General features: G+C 65.7%; 28 protein-coding genes. 18 read left to right on the top strand and 10 right to left on the bottom strand.

The features are described 5' to 3' along the window. Positions 1 to 12 precede the first annotated feature (12 nt). Positions 13 to 315 (top strand): antibiotic biosynthesis monooxygenase family protein, encoded by a 303-nt coding sequence (locus tag AC6EKW_RS04390; protein ID WP_273887494.1) that lies wholly within the window; start codon positions 13 to 15, stop codon positions 313 to 315. Between the two features lie 10 nt (positions 316 to 325). Here AC6EKW_RS04390 and AC6EKW_RS04385 read toward each other — a convergent pair whose 3' ends face one another. Next, positions 326 to 463: a hypothetical protein gene (locus AC6EKW_RS04385; protein WP_273887495.1), complete on the bottom strand. Its 138-nt coding sequence runs from the start codon at positions 461 to 463 to the stop codon at positions 326 to 328. A gap of 177 nt (positions 464 to 640) precedes the next feature. Here AC6EKW_RS04385 and AC6EKW_RS04380 point away from each other — a divergent pair, with 177 nt between their 5' ends. The 6 genes from AC6EKW_RS04380 to AC6EKW_RS04355 all read left to right on the top strand — a co-directional run bounded on the left by AC6EKW_RS04380 (position 641) and on the right by AC6EKW_RS04355 (position 5345). Further along, positions 641 to 1336 carry a Crp/Fnr family transcriptional regulator gene (locus AC6EKW_RS04380; protein ID WP_273887496.1) on the top strand — a complete coding sequence of 232 codons (696 nt, stop codon included), beginning with the start codon at positions 641 to 643 and terminating at the stop codon, positions 1334 to 1336. 42 nt (positions 1337 to 1378) lie between these two features. Continuing rightward, positions 1379 to 2167 (top strand): undecaprenyl-diphosphatase UppP, encoded by a 789-nt coding sequence (uppP, locus tag AC6EKW_RS04375; protein WP_273887497.1) that lies wholly within the window; start codon positions 1379 to 1381, stop codon positions 2165 to 2167. Between the two features lie 244 nt (positions 2168 to 2411). Further along, positions 2412 to 3521 (top strand): prephenate dehydratase, encoded by a 1110-nt coding sequence (gene pheA / locus AC6EKW_RS04370; RefSeq protein WP_273887498.1) that lies wholly within the window; start codon positions 2412 to 2414, stop codon positions 3519 to 3521. Between the two features lie 3 nt (positions 3522 to 3524). After that, the gene (locus tag AC6EKW_RS04365; RefSeq protein ID WP_273887499.1) at positions 3525 to 3767 is read left to right on the top strand and encodes a winged helix-turn-helix domain-containing protein; all 243 of its coding nucleotides are present in this window, start codon (positions 3525 to 3527) and stop codon (positions 3765 to 3767) included. A gap of 37 nt (positions 3768 to 3804) precedes the next feature. After that, positions 3805 to 4551 (top strand): hypothetical protein, encoded by a 747-nt coding sequence (locus AC6EKW_RS04360; protein ID WP_273887500.1) that lies wholly within the window; start codon positions 3805 to 3807, stop codon positions 4549 to 4551. 611 nt (positions 4552 to 5162) lie between these two features. After that, positions 5163 to 5345 (top strand): cold-shock protein, encoded by a 183-nt coding sequence (locus AC6EKW_RS04355; protein ID WP_420542034.1) that lies wholly within the window; start codon positions 5163 to 5165, stop codon positions 5343 to 5345. A 6-nt stretch (positions 5346 to 5351) separates the two neighbouring features. On the opposite strand, the gene AC6EKW_RS04350 is transcribed toward AC6EKW_RS04355, so the two are convergent. Both AC6EKW_RS04350 and AC6EKW_RS04345 read right to left on the bottom strand, forming a co-directional pair. Then, complete coding sequence (locus AC6EKW_RS04350) at positions 5352 to 5978, bottom strand: histidine phosphatase family protein (protein ID WP_498513788.1); 627 nt, start codon at positions 5976 to 5978, stop codon at positions 5352 to 5354. Positions 5979 to 6031: 53 nt separating this feature from the next. Further along, a complete protein-coding gene (locus tag AC6EKW_RS04345) occupies positions 6032 to 6283 on the bottom strand; it encodes a glutaredoxin family protein (RefSeq protein WP_273887503.1) in 252 nt (83 codons plus the stop codon). A gap of 177 nt (positions 6284 to 6460) precedes the next feature. On the opposite strand from AC6EKW_RS04345, the gene AC6EKW_RS04340 reads away from it, so the two are divergent. Further along, positions 6461 to 8113 carry a VanW family protein gene (locus AC6EKW_RS04340; protein ID WP_498513787.1) on the top strand — a complete coding sequence of 551 codons (1653 nt, stop codon included), beginning with the start codon at positions 6461 to 6463 and terminating at the stop codon, positions 8111 to 8113. Here the strand turns inward: AC6EKW_RS04340 and AC6EKW_RS04335 are convergent. Both AC6EKW_RS04335 and AC6EKW_RS04330 read right to left on the bottom strand, forming a co-directional pair. Further along, complete coding sequence (locus AC6EKW_RS04335) at positions 8110 to 8592, bottom strand: RidA family protein (protein WP_498513786.1); 483 nt, start codon at positions 8590 to 8592, stop codon at positions 8110 to 8112. The two genes, AC6EKW_RS04340 and AC6EKW_RS04335, sit on opposite strands and share 4 nt — an antisense overlap. A gap of 2 nt (positions 8593 to 8594) precedes the next feature. Continuing rightward, positions 8595 to 9083, bottom strand: coding sequence for a flavin reductase family protein (locus AC6EKW_RS04330; RefSeq protein ID WP_273887595.1), 489 nt, complete (start codon positions 9081 to 9083; stop codon positions 8595 to 8597). A gap of 138 nt (positions 9084 to 9221) precedes the next feature. Between AC6EKW_RS04330 and AC6EKW_RS04325 the strand changes: the two genes are divergently transcribed. The 4 genes from AC6EKW_RS04325 to AC6EKW_RS04310 are packed head-to-tail and all read left to right on the top strand — an operon-like array spanning position 9222 to position 12054. After that, entirely contained in the window at positions 9222 to 10181 is a 960-nt protein-coding gene (locus tag AC6EKW_RS04325) for a PrsW family intramembrane metalloprotease (protein WP_498513874.1), read from the top strand. After that, positions 10178 to 10768: a molybdenum cofactor guanylyltransferase gene (mobA, locus tag AC6EKW_RS04320; protein WP_498513873.1), complete on the top strand. Its 591-nt coding sequence runs from the start codon at positions 10178 to 10180 to the stop codon at positions 10766 to 10768. Before AC6EKW_RS04325 ends, mobA begins: the two co-directional genes overlap by 4 nt. Further along, positions 10765 to 11358 (top strand): YdcF family protein, encoded by a 594-nt coding sequence (locus AC6EKW_RS04315; RefSeq protein ID WP_498513785.1) that lies wholly within the window; start codon positions 10765 to 10767, stop codon positions 11356 to 11358. The genes mobA and AC6EKW_RS04315 overlap by 4 nt, the downstream gene beginning before the upstream one ends. Positions 11359 to 11394: 36 nt before the next feature. Further along, entirely contained in the window at positions 11395 to 12054 is a 660-nt protein-coding gene (locus AC6EKW_RS04310) for a hypothetical protein (RefSeq protein ID WP_273887508.1), read from the top strand. Positions 12055 to 12108: 54 nt separating this feature from the next. On the opposite strand, the gene AC6EKW_RS04305 is transcribed toward AC6EKW_RS04310, so the two are convergent. After that, a complete protein-coding gene (locus AC6EKW_RS04305) occupies positions 12109 to 12825 on the bottom strand; it encodes a metal-dependent hydrolase (RefSeq protein ID WP_273887598.1) in 717 nt (238 codons plus the stop codon). Positions 12826 to 12969: 144 nt separating this feature from the next. Between AC6EKW_RS04305 and AC6EKW_RS04300 the strand changes: the two genes are divergently transcribed. Continuing rightward, entirely contained in the window at positions 12970 to 14766 is a 1797-nt protein-coding gene (locus AC6EKW_RS04300) for a glycoside hydrolase family 15 protein (RefSeq protein WP_273887509.1), read from the top strand. Between the two features lie 24 nt (positions 14767 to 14790). Further along, positions 14791 to 15621 (top strand): carbon-nitrogen hydrolase family protein, encoded by an 831-nt coding sequence (locus tag AC6EKW_RS04295; protein WP_273887510.1) that lies wholly within the window; start codon positions 14791 to 14793, stop codon positions 15619 to 15621. On the opposite strand, the gene AC6EKW_RS04290 is transcribed toward AC6EKW_RS04295, so the two are convergent. Beyond that, positions 15618 to 16778, bottom strand: coding sequence for a nicotinate phosphoribosyltransferase (locus AC6EKW_RS04290; protein ID WP_498513784.1), 1161 nt, complete (start codon positions 16776 to 16778; stop codon positions 15618 to 15620). The two genes, AC6EKW_RS04295 and AC6EKW_RS04290, sit on opposite strands and share 4 nt — an antisense overlap. A 203-nt stretch (positions 16779 to 16981) precedes the next feature. Between AC6EKW_RS04290 and rocF the strand changes: the two genes are divergently transcribed. Continuing rightward, positions 16982 to 17920: an arginase gene (gene rocF / locus AC6EKW_RS04285; protein WP_498513783.1), complete on the top strand. Its 939-nt coding sequence runs from the start codon at positions 16982 to 16984 to the stop codon at positions 17918 to 17920. A 10-nt stretch (positions 17921 to 17930) separates the two neighbouring features. Next, the gene (locus AC6EKW_RS04280) at positions 17931 to 18941 is read left to right on the top strand and encodes a lysylphosphatidylglycerol synthase transmembrane domain-containing protein (RefSeq protein WP_273887513.1); all 1011 of its coding nucleotides are present in this window, start codon (positions 17931 to 17933) and stop codon (positions 18939 to 18941) included. Positions 18942 to 18944: 3 nt separating this feature from the next. Here AC6EKW_RS04280 and AC6EKW_RS04275 read toward each other — a convergent pair whose 3' ends face one another. Genes AC6EKW_RS04275 through sucC form a run of 3 tightly spaced genes read right to left on the bottom strand, consistent with a single transcriptional unit; the run spans position 18945 to position 22027 of the window. Then, positions 18945 to 20000, bottom strand: coding sequence for an alpha/beta hydrolase (locus tag AC6EKW_RS04275; RefSeq protein ID WP_498513782.1), 1056 nt, complete (start codon positions 19998 to 20000; stop codon positions 18945 to 18947). 1 nt (position 20001) lies between these two features. Continuing rightward, the gene (sucD, locus tag AC6EKW_RS04270) at positions 20002 to 20871 is read right to left on the bottom strand and encodes a succinate--CoA ligase subunit alpha (protein WP_273845166.1); all 870 of its coding nucleotides are present in this window, start codon (positions 20869 to 20871) and stop codon (positions 20002 to 20004) included. A gap of 1 nt (position 20872) precedes the next feature. Beyond that, entirely contained in the window at positions 20873 to 22027 is a 1155-nt protein-coding gene (sucC, locus tag AC6EKW_RS04265; RefSeq protein ID WP_498513781.1) for an ADP-forming succinate--CoA ligase subunit beta, read from the bottom strand. 90 nt (positions 22028 to 22117) lie between these two features. Between sucC and AC6EKW_RS04260 the strand changes: the two genes are divergently transcribed. Further along, on the top strand, positions 22118 to 22810 hold the full coding sequence (locus AC6EKW_RS04260) for a DUF554 domain-containing protein (RefSeq protein WP_273887516.1): 693 nt from the start codon (positions 22118 to 22120) through the stop codon (positions 22808 to 22810). A 68-nt stretch (positions 22811 to 22878) separates the two neighbouring features. Continuing rightward, positions 22879 to 23112, top strand: a complete 234-nt coding sequence (locus AC6EKW_RS04255; RefSeq protein ID WP_273887517.1) for a hypothetical protein — start codon at positions 22879 to 22881, stop codon at positions 23110 to 23112. Position 23113 lies beyond the last annotated feature (1 nt).

Below are 23113 nucleotides of genomic sequence, written 5' to 3'. Positions count from 1 at the left end.
AGGTGCGCCCGGATGATAGCCGTCTTCAACAGCCTTCCTGTGCGCGAAGGAGCGGCGGAGCGGGTGGTCGAGATGTTCAGGGAGAGCCGCGGCAGCGTGCAGAACTTCCCCGGATTCGTGTCGATGGAGGTGCTCAGCTCAGAGGACGGGAGGGAGGTCGTGGTGATCACCCGCTGGCAGAGGAGGGAGGACTTCGAGGCGTGGGTGAGGAGCCCCGAGTTCTCCCAGGCCCACAGGAGCAGCGGCGACGGGCTCTTCACCGGGCACCCGAACATCTCGTTCTACGAGGTCGCGCTGGAGCGGGTCGCGGACTAGAAGAGCCTCCTCAGGCCAGGGTTTGTGTGAGGGAGGGGAGCTCGCCGGAGCCCGAGGGCGAGTAGTCTCCCTTCCCCAGCACGGCGAACATGAAGGCGAAGAGGAAGATCAACACGAAGATCAATATGGCGAACGAGAGGGTACGCACCTCGCCTCCTTCCAGATCATCATAACAAATGTATTTTACTCCATGGGCTGCGATGCCGCCCGCAAAGTTACCAGAGTGCGAGTTAATGTACAATAACCCCGCTGTTTTGGGCAGGCCCATCTCTCATCGGACAGGAGGGCGGAGCACGTTGGATGTGGGCGACTCTGGGGGGCAGAGTTGGAGATCGATCCCTCTCTAGAGTACAGACAGGTTCAGGAGCAGGAGTGCAGGGAGCTGCTAGGTCTGCTCGAGGGGCTGGGTATAGCCGTTGCGGAGAGGATCTACCAGCCTGGAGACGTGATCTACAGTGAGGGGGAGTACGGCGATGCCCTCTACATACTGGTGTCCGGAGTAGTCAAGCTCTTCAGGTCCTACTCCGGGAGCAAGGAGGCCACCCTGCGGCTTCTGAGGTCCTGGGACATCTTCGGGCACCTGGCTTTCGCCGGTGAGGCGCGTCAGCTGGCCTACGCCGAGGCCGTCACCGAGTGTCAGGTGGTGAAGGTGCCCAAGATCTTCGTGGAGCGGGCCGTACGGCAGGACGCCAGGGTGGCGTTCAAGATACTGACGCTCATGGAGCTCCGGCTGGTGCAGTACGAGGAGCTGGTCAAGTGCCTGCTGCCGCGTGAGACGGAGGTACGCATCGCCAACCTGCTGCCGATCCTCGCGCAGAAGTTCGGCCAGCAGAACGGTAATGGGAGGACCACCATAAACCTCAGGCTGACCCATCAGGAGATCGCGGCCATGGTCGCCTCGACCCGCGAGTCGGTCACGAAGGTCCTGAACGACATGCGCAGCAGGGACGTGATCGGGATCGAGGGTGGGAGGATCACCCTGAAGGATCCCGGGGCGCTGGCCGAGCTGAGTGGATCGTAGGTAGGGGGAAGATCGGCCATCGGGTCTGATCTGGCGCAGTCCGTGCTCCTCGGCGCGGTGCAGGGGCTCACGGAGTTTCTGCCCATCTCGAGCTCCGGACATCTGCTCCTCGCCCAGCACTTCCTCGGCCTCGACGAGGAGAGGTTCGGGCTGGCTTTCGACGCCGCTCTGCACCTGGGGACGGCGTTCGCCGTGCTGGTGTATTTCTGGCGGGATCTCCTGCGGCTGGCGGTCGCCTTCTTTGCCTCGCTGAAAGGTCCTGATCTCGCGCACCCCGATCAAAGGATGGCCTACCTGCTCGTGGTGGCTTCGGTTCCCGCGGCGGTGGCCGGGTTCACCCTCGAGGGCTTCTTCACCACCTCCGCGAGGTCACCCTGGGTAGTCGTGGGTGCGCTGGTGGCCGTCGGGGTGATGTTTTTGGTGGGCGAGGCCGTCGGGCGCAAGCAGAAGGAAGCCGACGGGCTCTCCTTCCCGCAGGCGCTCGGCATGGGGCTGGCGCAGGCAGCGGCCCTCGTGCCGGGGGTCTCCAGGTCCGGTGCCACCATCACCTTTGGCCTCTTCCTCGGGTTGCGGAGGGAGGAAGCGGCCAGGTTCTCTTTCCTGATGAGCTTCCCGATCACGGTGGGGGCGGGGAGCTTCAGTCTGCTGGAGACCATCGGAGGGGGGATGGGGCAGGATGAAGCTCTGCTCTTCGGAGCCGGGCTCGCTTCGGCCGCGCTGTTCGGATACGCTGCGATAAAGTTCCTGCTCTCTTTCCTTGCCAACCACAGCCTGGGTATCTTTGCGCTCTACAGGTTCGCCCTCGCCGGGGCGGTGGCCGCGGCCCTCTGAGGAGCTTTGACACCGCGCCTTTGGATCTGCTAACTTATCAACAAGATGTTTGCATCGGAATCAGCCGTTCGCCATCGCAGCCTCGAACGCGAGGGGCTCCTACCCCTTCGATTTAGCTAGGAGGGCCTCCGAAGCCCTCCTTCCCTTCAGCGCTCTCCCGTCCACGAGATCCCAGGGAGGACAGGACATATGTTCAGCTCTCACCGTCACAGCACAGGCAGCTTCGGAGATGGGTGGTGGGGCTTTGTTTGCTAGAGAGAACGCCCGCGAGCTCCCCTCCGAGATGGGCGAGCTGCGGCGTATGATCGACGAGGTGGATGCCGAGATAGTGCGGCTCCTGGACCAGCGGGCGCGGCTGGCGCGCAGGGTGGGTGAAGTGAAGCGGGAGCGGGGTCTGGGCGCCTACGTGCCTTCCCGGGAGCGTGAGGTGATGGACCGGGTCTTCTCGCTGAGCGAAGGAGATTTCCCCAAGAAGGGGCTCGAGATGGTCTTCAGGGAGATAATCTCCTGCTCCATATCGCTCGAAGCCCGGCTCAAGATAGCCTACCTCGGCCCCGAGACGACATTCACCCACGAGGCGGCGCGCAGGGCCTTCGGTTCCAGCGTGGAGTTCGAGCCTCAGGCCTCTGTGCCGGAGGTCTTCGCCAGGGTCGAGCGGGGTGAGGCGCAGTACGGGGTGGTGCCGGTCGAGAATTCGATGGAGGGTGCCGTGACCCACACCCTGGACGAGCTCATGAACAGTCCGCTCAAGGTGTGTGGTGAGGTGTACCTCCCCGTCTCACAGAATCTCCTCTCCAAAGAGGAGACCCTGGATGAGGTCTCCGTGGTACGCTCACATCCGATGGCCATCGCTCAGTCCGCCGCCTGGCTCAGGAAATACCTGCCCTGGGCGAAGGTCGAAGAGGTGGAGTCCACGGGAGAGGCCGCCCGGAACGCCGCCTCGGAGCCGGGGGTCGCCGCCGTGGGGAGCGAGCTCGCGGCGGAGGTCTACGGTCTGAACGTTCTCGCTCGCAACATACAGGATTCCCGGGTCAACGCCACACGGTTCATAATCCTCGGTCGGTCGTGGGCCGGGGCTACCGGCAAGGACAAGACCAGCGTGGTCTTCTCCGTCAAGGACAGGCCCGGCGTGCTCAAGGACGCTCTGTCCGCCTTCGCCGACGAAGGGATAAACCTCACCCGCATCGAGAGCCGCCCGAGCCGCAAACGCGCCTGGACCTACGTGTTCTTCGCGGATTTTCAGGGCCATCCAGAGGAGGAGAGGGTGCAGCGGGCGCTCGCCAGGCTGGAGGAGTACTGCCCTTACGTCAGCGTGATCGGGGCTTACCCGGAGGCTCCACCGGAGGTCGTCTGAGCCTTGGGGTTCAAGCGGGCCGCCCGCGAGGTTCTGCGGGAGATCGGGCATCCTCTGCACTACAGAGACATCACCGACCTGGCGATGGACGCCGGATACCTGGAGAGCTCGGGGCGTACGCCGCACGATACCATGCGTGCCCGGCTCTCGGTCGACGTGAGGGACAACCCGCAGAGCCCTTTCACGCGCACCGCGCCCGGCGTCTTCGGGCTCAAAGAGTGGTCGGCGGAAGATAATGTATATTGAAAGCGGTCGTAACCCGGAGGCGCACGGAGGTTGCAAGGTGGTAGAGACAGCTGGCAAGACCGAGCAGGTGGCCTGGCAGATGATGCACCTCGAAGACTACGAGCAGAGGCTCGAAAGAGCTGCCCGACGGCTCGAGGAACTCTTTCGCGACCGGGATCTCGCGGCACTGGTCATCTACGAGGCGGTGCTCGCCAGAAGCGGGCGTCCCGGAGAGGAGATCAGGGACCTCGTCCGCCGTTTTCGGCGAACCTTCGAGGAGGAGGACGAGCCGCTCAGCATTCCGAAGGTCAGCAGTATCCTGAACTCCGAAGGGGACGAGTGGTTCTTCGGCAGCGGAGAGCTCAGGCGCATGGCCGGACGGCTCCTCGGGCAGTTCCAGCACCGGGTCGCGCAGTACAACTACCTCGATGAGCGAGAGGTGCTCCGGCGCTGGGCGGACTCGGCGGACACCAAGCTCTTCGTCCGGCGGCGCATACCGGAGACCGAGCCGGTCGCCGGTGTGGTCCCCGGCGTCGATCTGAACACGTTGCAGTATCTCCGGGTCGCCGCCGGGGGCAACACCGTCCTGCCCACCTCCCGGCTCGCCTCCGCGCTCGGCTCGCTGGGCGTGGGTTCTCCGCACGACGACTACGAGGTCATCGGGCTCGCGGAGGAGCTTGCTTTCGGGATGGAGCTTCCCGCGCCGCTCGTCGCTCAGATACTGGAAGAGATCGCGGAGGAAGGGGCGCCGGAACTCCCGGAGTATCCCGCCGGTCAGGAGGAAGGCGTTTCGGAAGAAGAATAACTCTCTTTCTGAGAGGGGGACTTTGCATTCGCAGGCAAGGTGATAGAATGCAGTAGCAATTACCAGTAGCTTGTCGGGCGGAGAGCTTACGGAAGACTCGTCACTCGGGATATTGGCTTTACACGAAAAGATCAAGGAGCAGGCATAGCATGGGAGAGTCCAAGAAGAGGGTTGCGCTCAAGCCGCACATAAAGCAGATACAAGAATGGGTCGACGCTGGAAAGAGCGACGAGTGGATAGCGGACGCCCTCGGCACCAGCGCCTCCTCCGTGCAGTCGTTCAGAAGCCGCAACAACATCTACCGGCGGGACAGGTCCAACCAGGAGCCGGAGAGCGTCTTCGAGGGGGTGCTCGACCATGGGGAGCGAGACGGGTGGGGGTTGTGGTTCGACCCGTCGGTGGCCGAGGACCCGATATGGAAGAAGAACTGGGAGAAGGTCGACGCCGTGGTCGTAAAGGTGAGCGGTGAGTCGATCGTCATAGAGCCGGATCGGACCGGCGAGCAGGAGCCTCAATCCTCGGAGCGGAACCGGGGTGAGGTAGAGGAGGGTGCGGACGGGGGGCGAGGAGGGGAGGAGCGCAACGGACACGCCCGACGCGAGCGGGGAAAGGTGAAGTGGTTCGATCCTGAGAAGGGGTACGGTTTCCTCGTGCGCTCCAGCGGTGAGGACATCTTCGTCCACCACTCGGAGATAGAGGGGGATCCCGGGGCGCTGGAGCCCGGGGGTAGCGTGGAGTACGAGGTGGGAGAGAACGAACGCGGACCCAACGCTCGCAGGGTCAGGCTGCTCTGAGCGTGATCAATCGGTCAGATGAGAGGTGGAGGCGAGCTCGACCAGTTCGGGCTCGCCTCCATCGTTCCGGCGCAGGCGGGTGATCGAAGCGTTCGGGGCCCTCTCCGACCCCGGCAGGATGCCTTCTCCGAAGAGTGCTCTCAGGTAAGCCCGGATGGCACCACCGTGGGAGACGATGAGGATTCTGTCTCCCGGACCGTGGCGGGAGAATATGCCGGAGAGGGCCTGCTCGAACCTCGCGAGCACCTCTTCGTCGGTCTCGGCGCCGACCAGGAGCCAGCCTTCCTCTTCCGGCAGCGAGGCCAGCTTCGAGACCAGCTCGGGCATCTTCTCCTCCCGCTCGGCGCCGGTGGTGCCTTCGAGGATGCCGCCGTGACGTTCCATGAGCCCGGACACCGGCACGATCTCCCCCCGGTATCCCGCCTCACGCGCGATGATCTCGGCGGTCTCGAAGGCCCGCGAGAGCGGGCTCGTGTAGATGGCCGTGATGCGCTCGGCTGCGAGCACCGCCCCGGTGAGGCGCGCCTGCACCCTGCCCTCCTCCGAGAGGGGGTAGTCGAGTTGTCCCTGCCACACGCCTTCGGCGTTGGCCGTAGACTGACCGTGACGGACCAGGATGACTTCCAGCGGCATCACGGGGGAACAGGTTAGAGTATGCGGCGGTGGGTGCGCAAGCCCCGGGGCCGTCAGCCGTAGCGCCGGCGCAGCTCGCGGATTATGTACGACGAGTCGACGAGCACTTCGTCTCCGATCGTCAGGATGGGGATGGCCCGCTGTCCGGAGAGGCGGATCACCTCCTCGCGCCCGTCGGCGTCGGCGTCGACAGATTCGTATTCGAGTCCGAGCCTGTCGAGTTCTTTCTTTACCCTGCGGCAATACGGGCAGTAGCTTCCGGTGAAGAACCTTATCTTTTCCTGCTGCTTTACCGCTTCGCTCAAATCTTCCTCCACAAATCTGGCACTCAAATCCGCCGAAGACGATTATAACGCCGCAGCGGTCGTCTCCGTTTTCGTGGAAGCGTGCTGGTGGGGATGGTAGTGTTTCGGAGAGCGGCCCGGCGGGGCTTCGCCCGTCGGGTGGACGGTAGGGGACGGCTCGCCGAGAGAAGGGAGCAGGTGAAACCGCGCAGAGTCATACGCCGGAAGGGTACTGGATGGTGGCGCGTGGCCGTCGCGTTGGTGGGTTCATTCTGCCTTCTGATCGTCGTGTTCGCCGGGGCCGATTACTCGATGAACGCGGGAAAGATCCACGGTGGGGTTTCGGTCGGTGGCGTGGATCTCGGCGGGAAGACCCCGGCGCAGGCCCGCGAGATTCTCTCGCGGCAGAAGCAGAGGGAGCTCGGGGTCATACACCTGCGGGGGCCGAAAGGAACTCGTGCTCTGAGCGCGCAGAGTCTCGGGATGAACCTCGACGTGGGCAGCAGCGTGGAGCGGGCCTACTCGGTCGGGCGTAGCGGGGGGGTGTTCGGGGATCTGATGGACCGGGTACGGGCGGATTTCGGCGCCGTGAAGGTCGAGCCCGCGATCGACTACAGGCCGGAGGTCGCGAAGGAACAGGTTCGGCGGATGGCGTCGCGGCTCGATCGAAGCCCGAGGAACGCCTCAATCAGGATATCCGGCGGGCACGTCCGCGTCATCGACGCCAGGGAGGGATACAGGGTCGATCGCACCAGGACGCTGGAGAGCATCAGGGGCGCGGTGGAGTCCATGTCCGGGAAGGCGAAGATCTACGGTGAGACCATCGAGCCTCAGGTGCCCACCTCTTCAGCCGTCGCCGCAGCCCGGAAGGCCCGCGGCGCGCTCGAGCACGACGTCACCCTGAGCGCCCTCGGGCGGCGGTGGACGCTGAGCCGGGGCGAGATCGGACGCGCCCTCTACGTGACGCGCAGCGGCAGAGACCTCGAGGTTCACCTCAGCCCCGGGAGGTTGCGCGAGAGCCTCTCGGGGGTCTACGACGCGCTCACCGTCAGGCCGGTGGAGGCCGGGTACGTCGTCGACGGTCCGCGCGACATAAAGGTCACCCCGAGCAAGAACGGTCGGAAGATAGAGAGCGAGAAGCTGATCGGAGCCATTCGGCGCGGCGTTTTCTCCGGGGACTTCCGCTACGAGGTGCCGCTCGCCGTCTGGAGGCCGAAGCTCACCACCGACGAGGCCCGGCGGCTCAAGCCCACCCAGCTCATCGGGGAATACCGCACGAACTACATGACCTACAGCGACGACCCCGGACGGGTGAAGAACCTACAGATAGCTTCGCGCGCCATCAGCGGCAGGCTCGTCGCTCCCGGGGAGATCTTCTCGTTCAACGCGGTGGCCGCTCCCCTGCACTACTACCCGACCAAGGTGATCGTCGGCGGAAAGGTGGAGAAAGCCGACGGTGGGGGGCTGTGTCAGGTCTCCACCAACCTCTACATGGCCGCCAACGAGGCCGGTCTCGAGCCCATCGAGCGTCATCCGCACTACGCCGAGCTCCCGTACGTCCGTCCCGGCTTCGACGCCACGGTGTGGTTCGGTTCCCTGGACATGAAGTTCAAGAACACCTCTCCCGGCTACATCCTGCTCGAAGAGTCTGTGGATACGAAGACCGGATGGGTCACCGCCCGCATCTACGGCAGGCCGACCGGGAAGCACGTCGAGATGTGGTCGAAGAAGGTCTACTCGAGCCCGAAGATGACCAAGTGGGTGACCTACAAAAAGGTCACCAAGGACGGCAAGGTCCTCTTCGACGGGGTCCTGCACACCGACACCTACAAACCCCTCAAGAACGACTAGGCCGTGCGCGGCTGGTCGGCTATCTCCACGACGAGTTCCACCTCGACCGGGGAGCCGAGCGGGAGCTCCGAGACACCGACGGCCGTCCGGACGTGGGTGCCCGCCTCGTCGAAGAGCGCGCCCAGTAGCTCAGAGGCCCCGTTCAGCACCTCGGGCTGACGGTCGAAGCCCGGAGCGGAGGCCACGAAACCGCCCACGCGCACGATGCGCGAGATCTTCTCCAGGCCCCCGGCACGTTCCGCCGCCGCGGCGAGGGCGTTGAGGGCGCAGATCCGTGCTTCCTCCCGGGCCTCCTCGACGCTCACCTCCGCGCCCACCTTGCCCCGGACACGGAGTTCGCCTTCCCGGAAGGGGAGCTGCCCGGCGGTGAAGACCAGGTTGCCGGAACGCACGGCCGGGACGTAGGAACCGGCCGGGACGGGGACCTCGGGCAGCTCGTAACCCAGCTCCCTGAGCCTCTCGTGTGGCGTGACCGTCATCTCTAACGGATCGCCTCCTCGTACTCGCCGGGGTCGTAGATCAGGGGATAGCTCGTCTCCAGCACGTCTCCCGCCGTCACCTCCCCGATGAAGACGGTGTGGTCCCCGGCGTGCGCGGTGTCCCGCAGTCGGCAGTCGAGATAGGCCAGACAGTCGAGCAGAAACGGCGAGCCTCCGGGTGTCAGGCCGTAGGGAACGCCCTGGAACTTGTCGTGGTACTCGCCGCTCGTCTCGGCGAAGTGGGTGGCCACGTCTACCTGGTCCTCGCGCAGGATGCTGAGCGAGAAGGTGCCGCTCTCGAGGATACGATCGTGCGTGTAGCGGTCGTTCCTGACCGCGACCGCGACGCAGGGCGGGCGCTCGGCGGCCTGCATGACCCACGAGGCGGTCATCGCGCTGGTCTCCTGCCCTCTCCTGGTCGCCAGCACGTAGACGCCGTGGGTCATGTGCCTCAGCGCTTCGAGGATCGAACTCTCTTGCTGTGGTTCCATGTCCACCGGGTACGTTCCGCCTCTGTAATCTCGCCTTTCGTATGATTCTACCAGCAGCGAGTATACTGCTCCCATGCCGAGGACGGGAGATGTCGTGCGACGGGCAGCATCTTGAGCTCCACAATAGCAGGCATAGGCGTGCTACAGGCGGTGGTCTACCTGCTCTTCATCCGGGCCGTCGATCTCTACGAGCGCGAGCCGCTCTCCTACGTGGTGGCGGTCTTCGTGTGGGGGTTTACGGTCGCGGTCTTCGTCTCGGTCGTGTTCGAATCCATCCTGCAATACACGCTCGGGGTGATGACCAGCGCGCGCTTCGCGCACGCCCTGACGGCGGTCCTGGGAGCGCCGGTGATAGAGGAGTGCGCGAAGGGGGCTGCGCTCTTTCTGGTTTTCCTCTTCTCCCTGCTGCTCGCCCGTTCCCGGGGGGAGATGGAGTTCTCCGGCGTGATGGACGGCATAGTCTACGGCTCGGCGGTCGGTTTCGGTTTTTCGCTGGCCGAGGATCTCCTCTACTACGTGCAGTTCGGTCCCGAGACCTTCGTGGTGCGCCGGTTCTTCGGCGGCTTCGGGCATGCCGCCTTCACCTCGCTCACCGGTGTCGGGATAGGGCTCGTGCCATGGGTGCGCACGCTTCCGGCGAAGGTCGCGCTCCCGCTTCTCGGGCTGGTCGGGGCGATGTTGCTTCACGCCGCATTCAACCTGACCGCCACGCTCTTCGGAGCCCTGGCGTATGCTTTCCTCTTTCTCGTGGTCCTCGCGTACCTCGTCCTGATAATCCTCTGGCTGGCCTTCGAGCGACGCGTCATCCGACAGGAACTCTGCGAAGAGGCCCGGATCGGAACGATAGACCCGCGGGAGTACCCCCTCATGCCCACCTACTTCAGGCGCAAGCTGCACTACGCGCGGCTGCTCTCACGGGGGAGGTTCGGGCACTGGAGGACCGACCGGAGGGTGCACGCGGCGGCGGTGGATCTGGCCTTCACCAAGCGTCTCGCCCGCCGAAGCGGCGATCCGGCGCGGCGCGAACGGGTGGAGAGGCTCCGGGAGCGGATCTTGCAGTTGAGAGGGGTGAGCGTGGGGGAGCCGGAGGGACTCTGAGCGGGGGACTCTCGGGCATCATCCTCGCCGGGGGGGCGAGCGAGAGGATGGGCGAGGACAAGCTCCTCCTCGAGGTCGGTGGGCTCACGCTCGTCGAGAGGGTCTACCGGGTGCTGCAGGTTGCCTGCGAGGAAGTGCTCGTCGTCGGGAGGGATTCCGTGCCGATCGCCGGGGTGAGGTTCGCCCGGGACCTCCGGCCGGGCCGCGAGGGACCGCTGGCCGGGATCGAAGCCGGGCTACACGCCGCCGCTCATCCGGTCGTCTTCGTGGCGGCGGGGGACATGCCCTTCCTGTCCGTGGGGCTGGTGGAGAGGCTCGCCGGTCTGGTCCGCGGGGGGGCGCGGGCTGCGGTTCCCTGGTGGGAGGGGCCGCACCCTCTCTGCGCGGCCTATGACAGGACGCTCCTTCCGCGGGTCTCATGCTTCCTGGACTCCGGGGGGAGAGCCGTGCGCGGGTTCCTGGGCAATCTGGAGCGTGTGATCTACTTAGGAGAGGACGAACTCTCCGGGATCGGGGATCCCTCCCTGATGCTCATGAACGTGAACACGCCTGAAGATCTCGCGCGGGCGCGGCGGGTGGCGGGTTGAGGGCGATCTTCCAGAGCTTGGGAGACCTGATCAAGCTGCTCGAAGCATACCGGAACGGGCCGCCCTCCAGTCCGGACGGTGCGGAGGTCGCCGTGGTGCTGGGGGCGCAGGTGGTGAGGGGCGGGAGGCCGAGCGCGACCCTCAGGGCCCGGGTCGAGCACGCGGCCCGCCTGTACGCCTCCGGGCGGGTCCGGAAGATCATCGTCACCGGCGGAGTGGGGGAGAATCCACCCAGCGAGGCCGAGGTGATGGCCGATATACTGCGCTCCCGGGGCGTACCCGACGAGGCGATCCTGCCGGAGAAGGAGGCGCTCAGCACCTGGGATTCGGCCTGGCTGGTCGCGGACATGCTGCACCGGATGGGGACGGGATCGGTGGTGCTCGTCACCGACCCGCTGCACTGCGTGCGGGCCGTCGAAGCCTTCGGCGAAGCGGGCGTGCGTGCTCTGGCCGAGCCGGCCTACGAGAGCCCCATGTGGTACAGGAAATGGCGGCGTACGGGGCAGCTCGTGCGCGAGGCGGGGGCGATCGTCTGGTACAGGTTCCATCATCGTATGGGTTCGCGACGTCCTCCCGCGCCGGGCACTTAGAAAAACATCCGCCATGGTGTATTCTCTCGGGAAGAGATGACGGAGACCAGAGACAAGAGCGCGGAGAACACTCAAGGACCGCTACGCATCGGCTTCTTCTACGGCGTCGTGGCGGTCGTCGTCGCGATCGTCACCAACCTCTACTTCCTGTTCATCGACCCTGGTACCACCAGCGAGTGGCTGCTCGCCGTGATCCAGCAGTACCGCACCCCGTTCGCGCTGACCGTCTACCTCTTCCTCGGCATACTCGCCGCGCTGCGGGTGCGCCCTTCGCGGCTCGACCCGGGCTCTTCCTACGGTTCTCTCCTCGTGCGCGACGGCGCCCTCGCGGCCACCGTCATCGCCGTGATGGTCTGGGGGGCGCTCTTCGTGATCCTGGCGCTCGAGGCCACGGTCTTCGCCGGGGCGATGCGCGACTATGCGCAGGCGGCCGCGCCCAGGATCGTCCACTACGTCAACGAGGCGCGAAAGATCCTCAGCAACCCACCCCCTCCGGCCCGGGTGGGACCGGTGCGCTCTGCTCTGCAACCGCCGCAGCTCTGGGATCTGGGACGTTCGATCTTCAACGGCGTCCTGCGGGCTATCATCATGGGGGGTGTGGGGGCCGCCGTCGGGGCCCTGCGCGGCCGGAACCACCGCGGCGGCGCCGCGGGCGGAGAGCCCGAAGGCGAGCCGGCGGCCGAGCGAGAGGGATGAGAAGAGGGCGCCCCGCAGAGGGGCGCCCTGACAGCGACCGGCTTATGCCCTCGCTTAGGAGGAGAGCTCTTCTCCCGGCTTCATGACGTGGACTATGAGGTCCGGCGCGATGCTCTGCGCCTGCTTCTTGAACTCCTCCGGCGTCCCCGGCAGGAACGGGAAGGTACCGTAGTGGATGGGCACCGCGTGACGCACGCCGAGTAGCCTCGCCGCGTGCGCCGCCTCGAACGGGCTCATCACGAGCCGGTCCCCGATCGGGAGCAGCGCCAGGTCCGGTCCGTAGAGCTCGCCGATCAGGCGCATGTCTCCGAAGATCGCCGTGTCGCCGGCGTGGTAGAGCTTGAAGCCGCTCTCGAACTCCAGCACGAACCCGCAGGGCTCCCCGGCGTAGATCACGGTCCCGTCCTCTTCGGTGATCGAGGAGGCGTGGTGGGCGTTGACGGCTGTTATCTTCACCCCGCCGACCTGCCCGGTGCCGCCCTTGTTCAGCGGGAAGGTGTTCTCCACGCCTTTGGTGCCGAGCCAGTTGCATATCTCGAAGTTCGCGACGACCGTGGCCCCGGTCTGCTGCGCGAGGGGGACGGCGTCCGCGATGTGGTCGAAGTGTCCGTGGGTGACGAGGATGGTGTCGAGCTCTCCGACCTGTTTGAGCTCGTCGGGCGTCTGGGGGTTGTCGGTGAGGAAGGGGTCTATGATGATCTGCTCGTCACCCGCCGTGGTGATACGGAACGTTGCGTGTCCGAGGTAGGTTATCCGGGTGCCACCGAGCATTTCTTCCACTCTTCATCCTCCTTTCGCTGATCGAACCGAGGTAAAGACCTCTCTAGCTATACCCCGCCGTAGCGTCCGGGAAACAGACCAGGCTACTGCACTATACTCTTGCGAGGAGGTTCGGAGAACGCGAGGAGCAGTCGAGTGGCTTACCTTCCGATAGAGGACCATGGCATCATCGGCAACCTGCGCACCGCGGCGCTCGTGGGCAGGGACGGCACCGTAGACTGGCTCTGCCTGCCGGCGTTCGATTCGCCGAGCGTCTTCTGCTCGATCCTGGACGACGAGAAGGGAGGGCACTTCCGGCTGCGCCCGCTCTCGCACGCTCGCAGCCAGCAGATCTACCTGCCCGACACCAACGTGCTGCTCACCCGCTTCCTCTCGCCGGAAGGCGTCGTCGAGATCCTCGACTACATGCCGATCGCCACCGGTTCCGGACACAGCCGTCTGGTACGCAGCGTGCACGCCGTACGCGGCGAGATGCCCTTCGAGCTCGAGTGCCGCCCGGCCTTCGATTACGCCCGCGCCCGGCACACCGTCTCGGTCGGCGGGCGTGGGGCCGTCTTCCGGGGGGAGGACGGCAGCGTCCTCGGCCTCTCTTCGAAGATCCCGCTCGAAGAAGGACCAAAAGGCTCGGTGCGGGCCCGCTTCACGCTGGGGGAGGGCGAACGCACCACGTTCGTCCTGCGCGGGCTCGACGGGGAGGACGACCCCGGGGAGGCACCCTCCGAGGAGGTCTTCAACAGGAACCTCAACGAGACCGTGAGCTACTGGCGGCGTTGGATCTCCCGCTGCAACTACCGCGGGCGCTGGCAGGACATGGTCCGGCGCAGCGCGTTGGTCCTCAAGCTCATGGTCTACGATCCCACCGGGGCACTCGTTGCCGCCCCCACGATGGGGCTGCCCGAGCAGATCGGGGGCGCCCGCAACTACGACTACCGTTATACCTGGCTCAGGGATGCCGGGTTCACCCTCTACGCCCTCATAAAGCTCGGCTTCGACGAAGAGGCCCACAACTTCATGGGCTGGCTCAGGAAACGTTGCGAGGACGGCGGGGATGGCATGCTGCAGCCCCTTTACTCGATCGACGGGAGGAGCGAGATAGAAGAGTACACCCTCGACCACCTCTCCGGATACAGAGGCTCCCGTCCTGTCCGGGTCGGGAACGCTGCCTACAAGCAGCTTCAGCTCGACCTCTACGGCGCGGTCCTCGACGCCGCCTACCTCTACAACAAGCACGGTGCCCCCCTCGACTACGACCTCTGGAAGGATCTGCGCCAGACCATAGGGTGGCTCGCCGAGAACTGGCGTCAGCCGGACGAAGGGATGTGGGAGGTGCGCGGCGGCCGCCAGCACTTCGTCTCTTCGAAGGTGATGTGTTGGGTGGCCCTGGAGAGAGCCGTCCGCATAGCCCGCCAGAGGGGGTTGCCGGCCGGCGAGGGACGCTGGGTCGAAGAGCGCGACGCCGTCTACGAGGAGGTTATGCAGCAGGGGTGGAGCGAGGAGAAGCAGAGCTTCGTCCAGCACTACGGGTCTCAGGCGCTCGACGCGGCGCTGCTCCTGATGCCGCTGGTCAAGTTCGTCGGTCCCATAGACCCGCGTTGGATCTCCACGCTGGACAGGATCCAGCAGGAGCTCTCCTTCGACACCCTCGTCGACCGCTACCGGGTTGGAGAGGCCGCCGACGACGGCTTCGAGGGTGCCGAGGGCAGCTTCAGCCTCTGCTCTTTCTGGCTCGTGGAGTGCCTCACGCAGGCCGGGAGGCTCGACGAGGCCCGACTCGCCCTGGAGAAGATGTTCTCCTATGCCAACCACCTCGGGCTCTACGCCGAGGAGATAGGCCGCAGCGGCGAGGCCCTGGGCAACTTCCCGCAGGCTTTTACACACCTCTCCCTGATCAGCGCGGCCATCCACCTCGACCGTGCTCTGGGAGGCGGCTGAGACGGAGGAAGAGAGGAGTATTTCATGAGCGAGCGAAGGATAATCGCGGCCGCGGTGCAGATGTCATCCACCCCGGACAGGGAGGAGAACAAAAAGACGGCGGAGCGCCTCATCCGCGAGGCCGCATCCGCCGGGGCGGATCTGGTGAGCCTGCCCGAGCTCTGGAGCTGCCACGGGCTCGAGAAGGTCTACCGGGAGAACGCCGAAAGCATCCCCGGGCCGACGACCGATTTCCTCGGCTCGCTCGCTCGCGAGCTGGGCATCTACCTGCTCGGCGGCTCGATCCTCGAGAAGGTGCCCGGTTCGACGCGGTTGCACAACACCTCGACCCTTTTCGCTCCGTCGGGGGATCTTCTGGCCGTCTACCGCAAGATACACCTCTTCGACGTGAAGGTGGCGGACAGAGAGTACCTGGAGAGCAGAACCATGGCGCCTGGGGAGCAGATCGTGACGGCGAAGGCGGGGCCGGCCACCATCGGGCTCTCGGTCTGCTACGACGTCCGCTTCCCCGAGCTCTACCGCATGCTCGCGCTCGCCGGCGCGGAGATCCTGATGGTCCCGGCAGCCTTCACGCTGCAGACTGGGAAGGACCACTGGGAGCTTTTGTTGCGGGCGCGGGCCGTCGAGAACCAGGCGTACGTAGTCGCCCCGGCGCAGTGGGGACAGAAGGCCGACGGGCGCTGGACCTACGGGCGCAGCATGATCGTCGACCCGTGGGGGGTGGTGCTCGCGCGGTGTCCGGATAGGGACGGCTTCGCGCTCGCCCCGCTCGATCTGGGGTACCTGGAGCGTCTGAGGGCCGAGTTCCCGGCGCTCGCCAACCGCCGCCCCGAGGTCTACCGGAGCGCTCTCTAGTAGAGGGGGAAGTTGCCCGTTTCGAGCTGTCTCAGCACCCTCTCGCGCAGGGCCGAGAGGTCCGGAGGGGAGGCGTAGAGCTCGGAGAGCGGCCTGAGGAGGTCCCTCGCTCCCTCGGGGGCATCTGCTCCCTCGGGAATCACCAGGTGGGAGCCGTCGCGCAGCTCCAGGAGGCGCTTGCGCCCCCCGCGCTTGCCCCGCTTGTGCCGGTCCTCCCCCGCCACCTCGACGATGTCCATCGAGTAGTCGATCATCGGGGCGGAGGCGATCGCCCCGCCCACCCCGTAGGCGTCGCAGACCGGGTTGAGGTGCAGGATGTACTCCACGTCTATCCCGCCCGAGGCGAAGAGCTTCACGTGCGAGAAGCCGTTGCGGTCGAGCTCCCAGCGTACCTCGCGCATCAGGTCCCGGAAGTCCCCGCGTCGGTTGCCCGGGGTGTCTAGCCGGACGGCGGTTATGGAGTCCGGGATCGCCCGGGCGGCCTCCAGCGCGCCCACGGTCTCGTCGTCGAAGGTGTCTATGAGGATCGTACGCGGCACCTCCGGGTCCATCACCTCGTCGAACGCCTTCGCCGCCTCCGCCGTCGAGCCCAGGATCAGGACGAGCGCGTGCGGCAGCGTGCCGGTCGCCGGGATGCCGAGCCGCTTGGTCGCGAGGTCTACCGCGACCATGTCGCAGCCTCCGAGGTAGGCGGAGCGTTCGATCACCGGCGCGACCGAGGGGTGCATCCTGCGCGCCCCGAACGAGATCACCGGGCGGTCGCCCGCTGCGAGCCGGCATTTGGCTGCGGCGGTCGCCACCCCCGAGGCCTGGCAGAGGAACCCCAGGATCGCCGTCTCGTGCTCGGCGAACGCGCCGTAGGGACCGGAGAGGGCGAGGATCGGCTCGTGCGGGCGGCAGATCGTCCCCTCCGGGACCGCGCGTGCGTCCACCTCCACGTCTTCGAGCAGGTACGCCACCTCATCTAGGCCGGCCACCACGAACCACTCGTCCTCGTTGGAGCTCTTGTAGGAGACCTCCATGCACACCGGGGTGTCTTCCAGGCCGCGTGACTTGAGAACCTCCATCGTGCGGTGGAAGTACGAGTCGGCCACCTTGGCCGACTTTATCTCCTCCTCGGTGGCCGAGTTGAACCTGTCGATGCCGATCTCACCCACGATCCAGACTCCTTCTCGGGACTCCTGCCTGTTCTTCAGAGAGGCTATGATAGCCAATCCCCGACCTTTCCTGACCCGAAAGAGGGTGGATTTCTCCCGGTGACGAAGCCGTTGGCTTGTAGAATAGCTGTACCATGAAAGCCGAGACAGAGACGAACCAGGATTAACGTTCGGGTTCCGTAGAGGCCGGAGGGAGCCTTCCTTTGCGCACGACCGAAAGACCCGTTGGCATATTCGGCGTACCGATGGACCTTGGACAGAGCCGCAGGGGCGTCGATATGGGGCCGAGCGCCATCCGCTACGCCCGGCTGCAGGGCGCCCTGAAGGAGCTGGGCTACGAGGTGAAGGATCTCGGCAACGCGGGCGTACCGCTTCCCGAGCTCGTCGAGGACGGTGAGGGTATACGGCACCTTGAGAGCATAAGGGTGGTCTGTGCCAAGGTTTGCGAAAAAGCCGCCGCGGTCGCCTCCGAGGGGATGACGCCGGTCTTCCTCGGCGGTGACCACTCGATCTCCATCGGGACCGTCTCTGGGGTGGCCAGGGCCGGCAGGACGGGCGTCATCTGGATCGACGCCCACGCCGACTTCAACACACCGGAGACCTCCCCCTCGGGGAACATCCACGGGATGCCGCTCGCGGTGCTCGCCGGATACGGTGACCCGCGGCTGGTGGAGATAGGAGGCGAAGGAGCGAGCGTACGTCCCGAAGACGTGGTGATCGTCGGGCTGAGGTCTGTAGACCCCGAGGAGCAGAAGCTGCTCCGGAAATCCGGTGTCACGGTTTTCACGATGAAGGAGATAGACGCCTACGGGGTGGCGAGCGTGGTCCGCCGGGCGCTCGGGAAACTCTCTGGTCTCGAGCGGGTGCACGTCTCCCTCGACCTAGACGCGGTGGATCCGGAGATAGCCCCGGGGGTGGGTACGCCGGTGCGTGGAGGGTTGACGTATCGTGAGGCGCATCTCGTGATGGAGCTCATCAGCGAGTCGGGGCTTCTTACCTCGCTGGACGTCGTGGAAGTCAACCCCATCCTGGACGTGCGCAACGGTACCGCGGAGCTCGCGGTGGAGCTGGTCGCCAGCCTGATGGGGCGTCAGATAATAGGGCTGCCGGATACTCCCTCCGGAGGCGGCGGGTCTGGATAGAGAGGACCGTTTGAAGAGGGAGACTCACCACCACATAAGACAGACGCTCCTCGGGCTCGGCGGCGGCGTGCTCTTCAGCGCCATCGCGCTCATCATCGTTGCACGCGAGCTCAGGGGCGAGAGCGTGGAGATCACCGGCGTCGCTCCTCTGGCGGCGGCTGTCTTCTTCGCCATTTTCACCTGGTTCGTGCAGGGAGCGATGTTCTCCGTGCTCTTGAAGCCGCTCGTCGGGCGCTACGAGTACCGCGGTATGATCCGCCTCTACCTGGCATCGCATTCGGTCGGGGACATCACCCCGTTCATGGGCGGGGAGGTGCCCTACGAAGTATGGGGGTTGAGCCGGGCAGGGCTCTCGCCCGGGATGGGCGGGGCCCTTCTGGCGGTCAAGGCCATCCTGAACTTCACGGTCTTGGTCTCAGGTACGGTGGTGGGGTTCTTGCTCTACGGCGGTTACTTCTCGATCAAGGACAGCGGGAAGATCCTGCTCGCCATCGCTGTAGGAGCGGTGTTGGTGTGGGTGATCGTGGCTTTTGTTCTCCGCCGCAGGGGAGAGGGCGCGAGGCGTCCGACCGGTGGTTCCGGGGAGGATGGCGACTGGCGACAGAAGGCAAGGGCGTTCTACGCGGACCTCCGCTCGGGTTTCATGGAGATCTGGCGCAAGGAGCCGGGAGCGATCTTCGTGTGCACGGGGCTGCACATCGTCTACTGGCTCTCCTACACGGCGATCGGAGCGCTGGCGCTCATGGCTGGCGGCTGGAATGGCAACCCGCTGGAGGCCATGGCGGCGCAGTTCGTCGTGTACCTTCTCCTGCCGCTCTCTCCGACGCCGGGCGGGAGCGGAGCCGCAGAGCTGGGGTTCGCCGCCCTGGTCGGCTCCGGCTCCGGGGGATCGCTGCTCGCGGGGATCATGATCTGGCGGAGCCTGAGCTACTACCTCCCGATGGTGATCGGGGCTTTCTTCGTCGGACGGGACATAAACGAGGGGCTGCTCTCACGGTTGGAGAGCCTCAGAGAACACTGATCTCTAGCCGGGATCGAGTACCCTCGCGAGGGCTGCTATCGCGCGGGGATAACGATACTGGATTCCCATGTGTCCTCCGTCGAAGAGCTCAAGGGTGTGTTCTATCCCGAGCTTCTCGAGCTCCCGGGCGAAGGCCCGCGCGCCGAGGTCGAGATACCACTCGTCCGACTTGCCGGCGTCCAGATAGATGGTGCGCATGCTCGCCAGCTCTTCGCCGTATCGTGGCGCCATCCGGACCGGATCCCACTCGAGCCACCTCTCCCAGACCTCTTCGACGAGACGCCCGGTCTCGGTCTCGAACGGGAGGAGCGCCTTTCCGGGGTTCTCCTCGTCGGGCGAGTAGCAGGCCGCGTAGCCGTAGACCTCGAGCGGCACGCCGTGGCGCTCGAACTCCATCGTCTCGGCCTTGCGGAAGCGCTCGAAGAAGGTCTCCCACGATCCCTCGAAGTGGTCCCTGAGGATGCGGGCCGTCTTCGGGAAGTCCGGCAGGTAACAGGCCTCGAAGAGGGCATCGCCTGCGTGGGAGGCGAGCGCCCCGAAGACGTCCGGACGGAGCATCGGGACCACCATCGCCCCGTAGCCTCCGCTCGATTTCCCGGTGAGCCCGCGGTGCTCGTGGGAAGCGGCGGTCGGGTAGCGGCCGTCGATGAACGGGACCACCTCGTCGCAGAGGTAGTCCATGTAGCGTCCGGTGGACGTGGAGTTTATGAACTGCGACCCTCCGTATGAGGTCCACGCGTCGACGAAGACAACTATCGCCGGGGGGCAGGAGCCGGAGGAGAAGAGCTCGTCCACGCGTTCTACGACCGTCGGTTCGAACGCGCTGCGGTTGAGCCACATGTCGAGCTGGCCGGTGAAGCCCTGTATCACGTAGATGGAGGCGAAGGTGCCCCCGGAGTCGATCTCCGGGGGCACGTAGACGTAGAGCGGACGGCGGGAGGGATCTCCGAGGGGGTTGTCCGCGAGGATCCCGGACTCGACCGTCAGGCGCTCGAATCGGCCCCTCAGGGGACGGTCCCAGGGAGGGCCCGGAGGGCCCTCCACCTCCTCGAGCGCCACGCTAGCCCACGATCCCTGCGACCAGCTCGCCGACCTCGGTCGGGTTGGTCGCGGCCTTGATGCCAGCCTTCTGCAATGCCTGGCTCTTCGCCTCGGCCGTGCTCTCGCCGCCGGAGACGATCGCACCGGCGTGTCCCATCGTCTTGCCCTCCGGGGCGGTGAACCCTGCGATGTAGGCGACGACGGGGGTCTTCATCTCGCTCTTCCAGAACTCCGCGGCCCGCTGCTCGGCGTTGCCGCCGATCTCCCCGATCATCACGACGCACTCGGTCTCCGGGTCCTCCTCGAACTTCCTGAGGATCTCGACGAAGTCCGAGCCGATGACCGGGTCGCCGCCGATCCCGACGGCGGTCGACTGGCCGATCCCGCGCTGGGTCAGCTCGCTCACGATCTGGTAGGTGAGCGTCCCGCTGCGGCTCACCACGCCGACCCTGCCCGGCTTGAAGATGTCGGCCGGCATGATCGAGACGTTCGCCTTGCCGGGGGAGAAGATGCCCGGGCAGTTCGGCCCGATGAGGGTCGCCTCCTTGAGCGGCAGGTACCCCGAGACGCGGAGCATGTCGTGCACCGGGATGCCCTCGGTGATGCAGCAGATCGTGCCGATCCCGGCGTCCAGCTCCTCGAAGATGGCGTCGGCGGCGAAGGGCGGGGGGACGAAGATCACGCCGGTGTTCGCCCCGGTCTGTTCCACGGCCTCCTCGACCGAGTCGAAGACCGGGATACCCTCGAAGCTCTGGCCGCCCTTGCCCGGCGTGACACCGGCGACCACGTTGGTGCCGCTCGCGAGCATCCTCCGCGTGTGGAAGCTGCCCTCGCGCCCGGTTATCCCCTGGACCAGGAGCCGGGTGTTCTCGTCTACTAGGATCGCCACGCTACCGACCCCCTTCGCTCGCGAGCTCGACCGCCCGGCGGGCCGCGTCGAGCATCGTCTTCTCGGTGTGCACGTTCTGCGGGGTGTTCTCCGAGAGGATCTTCAGGCCCTCCTCGGCGTTGGTCCCGTCGAGCCTGACGACTATCGGGAGGTCTATGTTGGTGCGCTCTATCGCGGAGAGGAGGCCCTTCGCCACCTCGTCTCCGCGGGTTATGCCGCCGAAGATGTTGAAGAAGACGCTCCTCACGTTCTCGTTGGAGGTGACGATGTCGAGCGCGGTCGCGATCTTCTCGGCGTCCGCCCCGCCGCCCACGTCGCAGAAGTTCGCCGGCTCGCCCCCGGCCTGCGCGACCACGTCCAGCGTGCTCATCACGAGCCCCGCGCCGTTCCCGAGGATGCCGACGTCCCCGCCGAGCTTGACGTACTGCAGCGAGACCTCCCGGGCGCGCCGCTCCTGCGGATCCGCGGCCTCGACGTCGCGCATCTCGGCGATGTCCGGGTGCCTGAAGAGGGCCGAATCGTCCACCGTGACCTTCGCGTCGAGCGCGACGATGTTGCCGTCGCGGGTGAGGACGAGCGGGTTGATCTCGACCAGGTTCGCATCCAGCTTCTCGAAGGCCTCGAAGAGGTTCGAGAGCGTCCTGCCGAAGCTCTTCGCCGCTTCACCCGACAGCCCCGCGGCGGACGTCAGCCGCCTCACCTGATAGGGCAACAGCCCGACGAGCGGGTTGGCGTGCACCCGGACTATCGACTCGGGCTTGGTCGCGGCGACCTCCTCGATGTCCACCCCGCCCTCGGTCGAGAAGAGGATGAGCGGAGCCTTGGCCTCGCGGTCGACGGTGACGGAGAGGTACATCTCCCGCTCTATCTCGGCCCCGGCTTCGACCAGCACCTTGCGGACCCTGTGTCCCCGGATCTCCATCGCGAGGACAGCCTCTGCTGCCTGCTCGGCTTCGGTGGGGCTCCCGACCACCTTGATGCCCCCGGCCTTGCCCCGACCTCCCGTCAGGACCTGGGCCTTGACCGCTACCGTCCCGCCGCCGAGCGTCTCGGCCGCCCTTCTTGCTTCCTCCGGCGTGGCGGCGACGATCGACGGCAGCGTCTCGATGCCGAAACCGCGCAGCAACTCCTTGCCTTGATGCTCGTAAAGATCCAAGCGAAAACTCCCGAAGCTCGGTTTTACCTCACAAATTCAAAAAAATTATACAGAGCGTGCGGAGCGGGTTCAGTTATATACTTCTCTGCCGTGGGCGTAGGGACCGCCATAAACGTGGCCACCGTCCTCGCCGGAGGAGGGATAGGCACCCTGGCCGGGGGGCGTTTCCCGCCGAAGATGCGTGAGACGGCCATGCACGCCATAGGCATCGTCACCCTGCTCGTCGGTGTGCAGGATTTCTTGAAGTATCAGAACCCCCTGGTACCGCTCATCAGCGTGATCGTGGGGCTCTTGGTCGGGGAGTGGGTGGACATAGACTCCTGGTTGCGCCGGCTGGGGGACGGCCTCGAAGCCCGCTTCTCGAAGGGGACGAGCCAGGTCAGCCGGGCCTTCGTAACCACGAGTTTGCTCTTCTGCGTCGGCCCGATGACGATCCTCGGCTCCATAGAGGACGGCCTTCGCGGAGACTACAGCCTGCTCGCGCTCAAGAGCGTCCTCGACGGCATAGCGGCGCTCTCGTTCTCTTCCGTGCTCGGGTGGGGCGTGATGCTCTCGGCCGGCACCGTACTCGTCGTCCAGGGCTCGATAACCCTCGGTGCCGGGTTCCTGCAGGAGGTGGTGACGAAGGGGATGATCTCTGCGACCACAGCCACCGGCGGCATACTCATCTTCGGTCTCGGGCTCGGGCTTCTGAACCTTAAAGAGATGAGGGTCGCCAACATGCTCCCCGCACTGCTCGTCGCTCCTCTGCTCGTGGCCGTCTCTCCCGTGTTGCATTTGTAGGCCGGGGGGCTGGTGTAATATCCTGAGGTGGACTTGGTCTGAGCTTGTCTGAGGAGCGGAGGTACAGGATGGCGGAGCGTACGACTGAGGAATGGCGGGGGAGCCCGCTGGACGTGGAGGGTACCTTCGACCCCTACGGGATCGAAGAGGTGGTGCTCAGGTTCGACGACGGCACGAGCGACGTCTTCAGATCCAAGCTGCGCGACAGGTTCTACGCCTACGAACTGCACCAGATGGCCACCTACCTGGAAGCGATAGCCGACGACATACGCAAGAGCGAGAAGAGAGAGCGGGAGTCCTGAA

Source organism: Rubrobacter sp. M3-4, from assembly GCF_059772285.1.
The sequence above is the reverse complement of the archived record's forward strand: the minus strand, read 5'-3'. Positions and strand labels throughout refer to the sequence as shown.

Excerpts from the sequence above, each read along its gene's own strand:
- AC6EKW_RS04330 (WP_273887595.1), bottom strand. The coding sequence starts at position 9,083 with ATGGAACCACAGCAAGAGAGTTCGATCCTCGAAGCGCTGAGGCACATG.
- AC6EKW_RS04350 (WP_498513788.1), bottom strand. The coding sequence starts at position 5,978 with ATGCCGCTGGAAGTCATCCTGGTCCGTCACGGTCAGTCTACGGCCAAC.
- AC6EKW_RS04255 (WP_273887517.1), top strand. The coding sequence starts at position 22,879 with ATGGCGGAGCGTACGACTGAGGAATGGCGGGGGAGCCCGCTGGACGTG.
- AC6EKW_RS04295 (WP_273887510.1), top strand. The coding sequence starts at position 14,791 with ATGAGCGAGCGAAGGATAATCGCGGCCGCGGTGCAGATGTCATCCACC.
- AC6EKW_RS04335 (WP_498513786.1), bottom strand. The coding sequence starts at position 8,592 with ATGACGGTCACGCCACACGAGAGGCTCAGGGAGCTGGGTTACGAGCTG.
- AC6EKW_RS04305 (WP_273887598.1), bottom strand. The coding sequence starts at position 12,825 with ATGCTCGGTGGCACCCGGATAACCTACCTCGGACACGCAACGTTCCGT.
- AC6EKW_RS04390 (WP_273887494.1), top strand. The coding sequence starts at position 13 with ATGATAGCCGTCTTCAACAGCCTTCCTGTGCGCGAAGGAGCGGCGGAG.
- AC6EKW_RS04310 (WP_273887508.1), top strand. The coding sequence starts at position 11,395 with ATGACGGAGACCAGAGACAAGAGCGCGGAGAACACTCAAGGACCGCTA.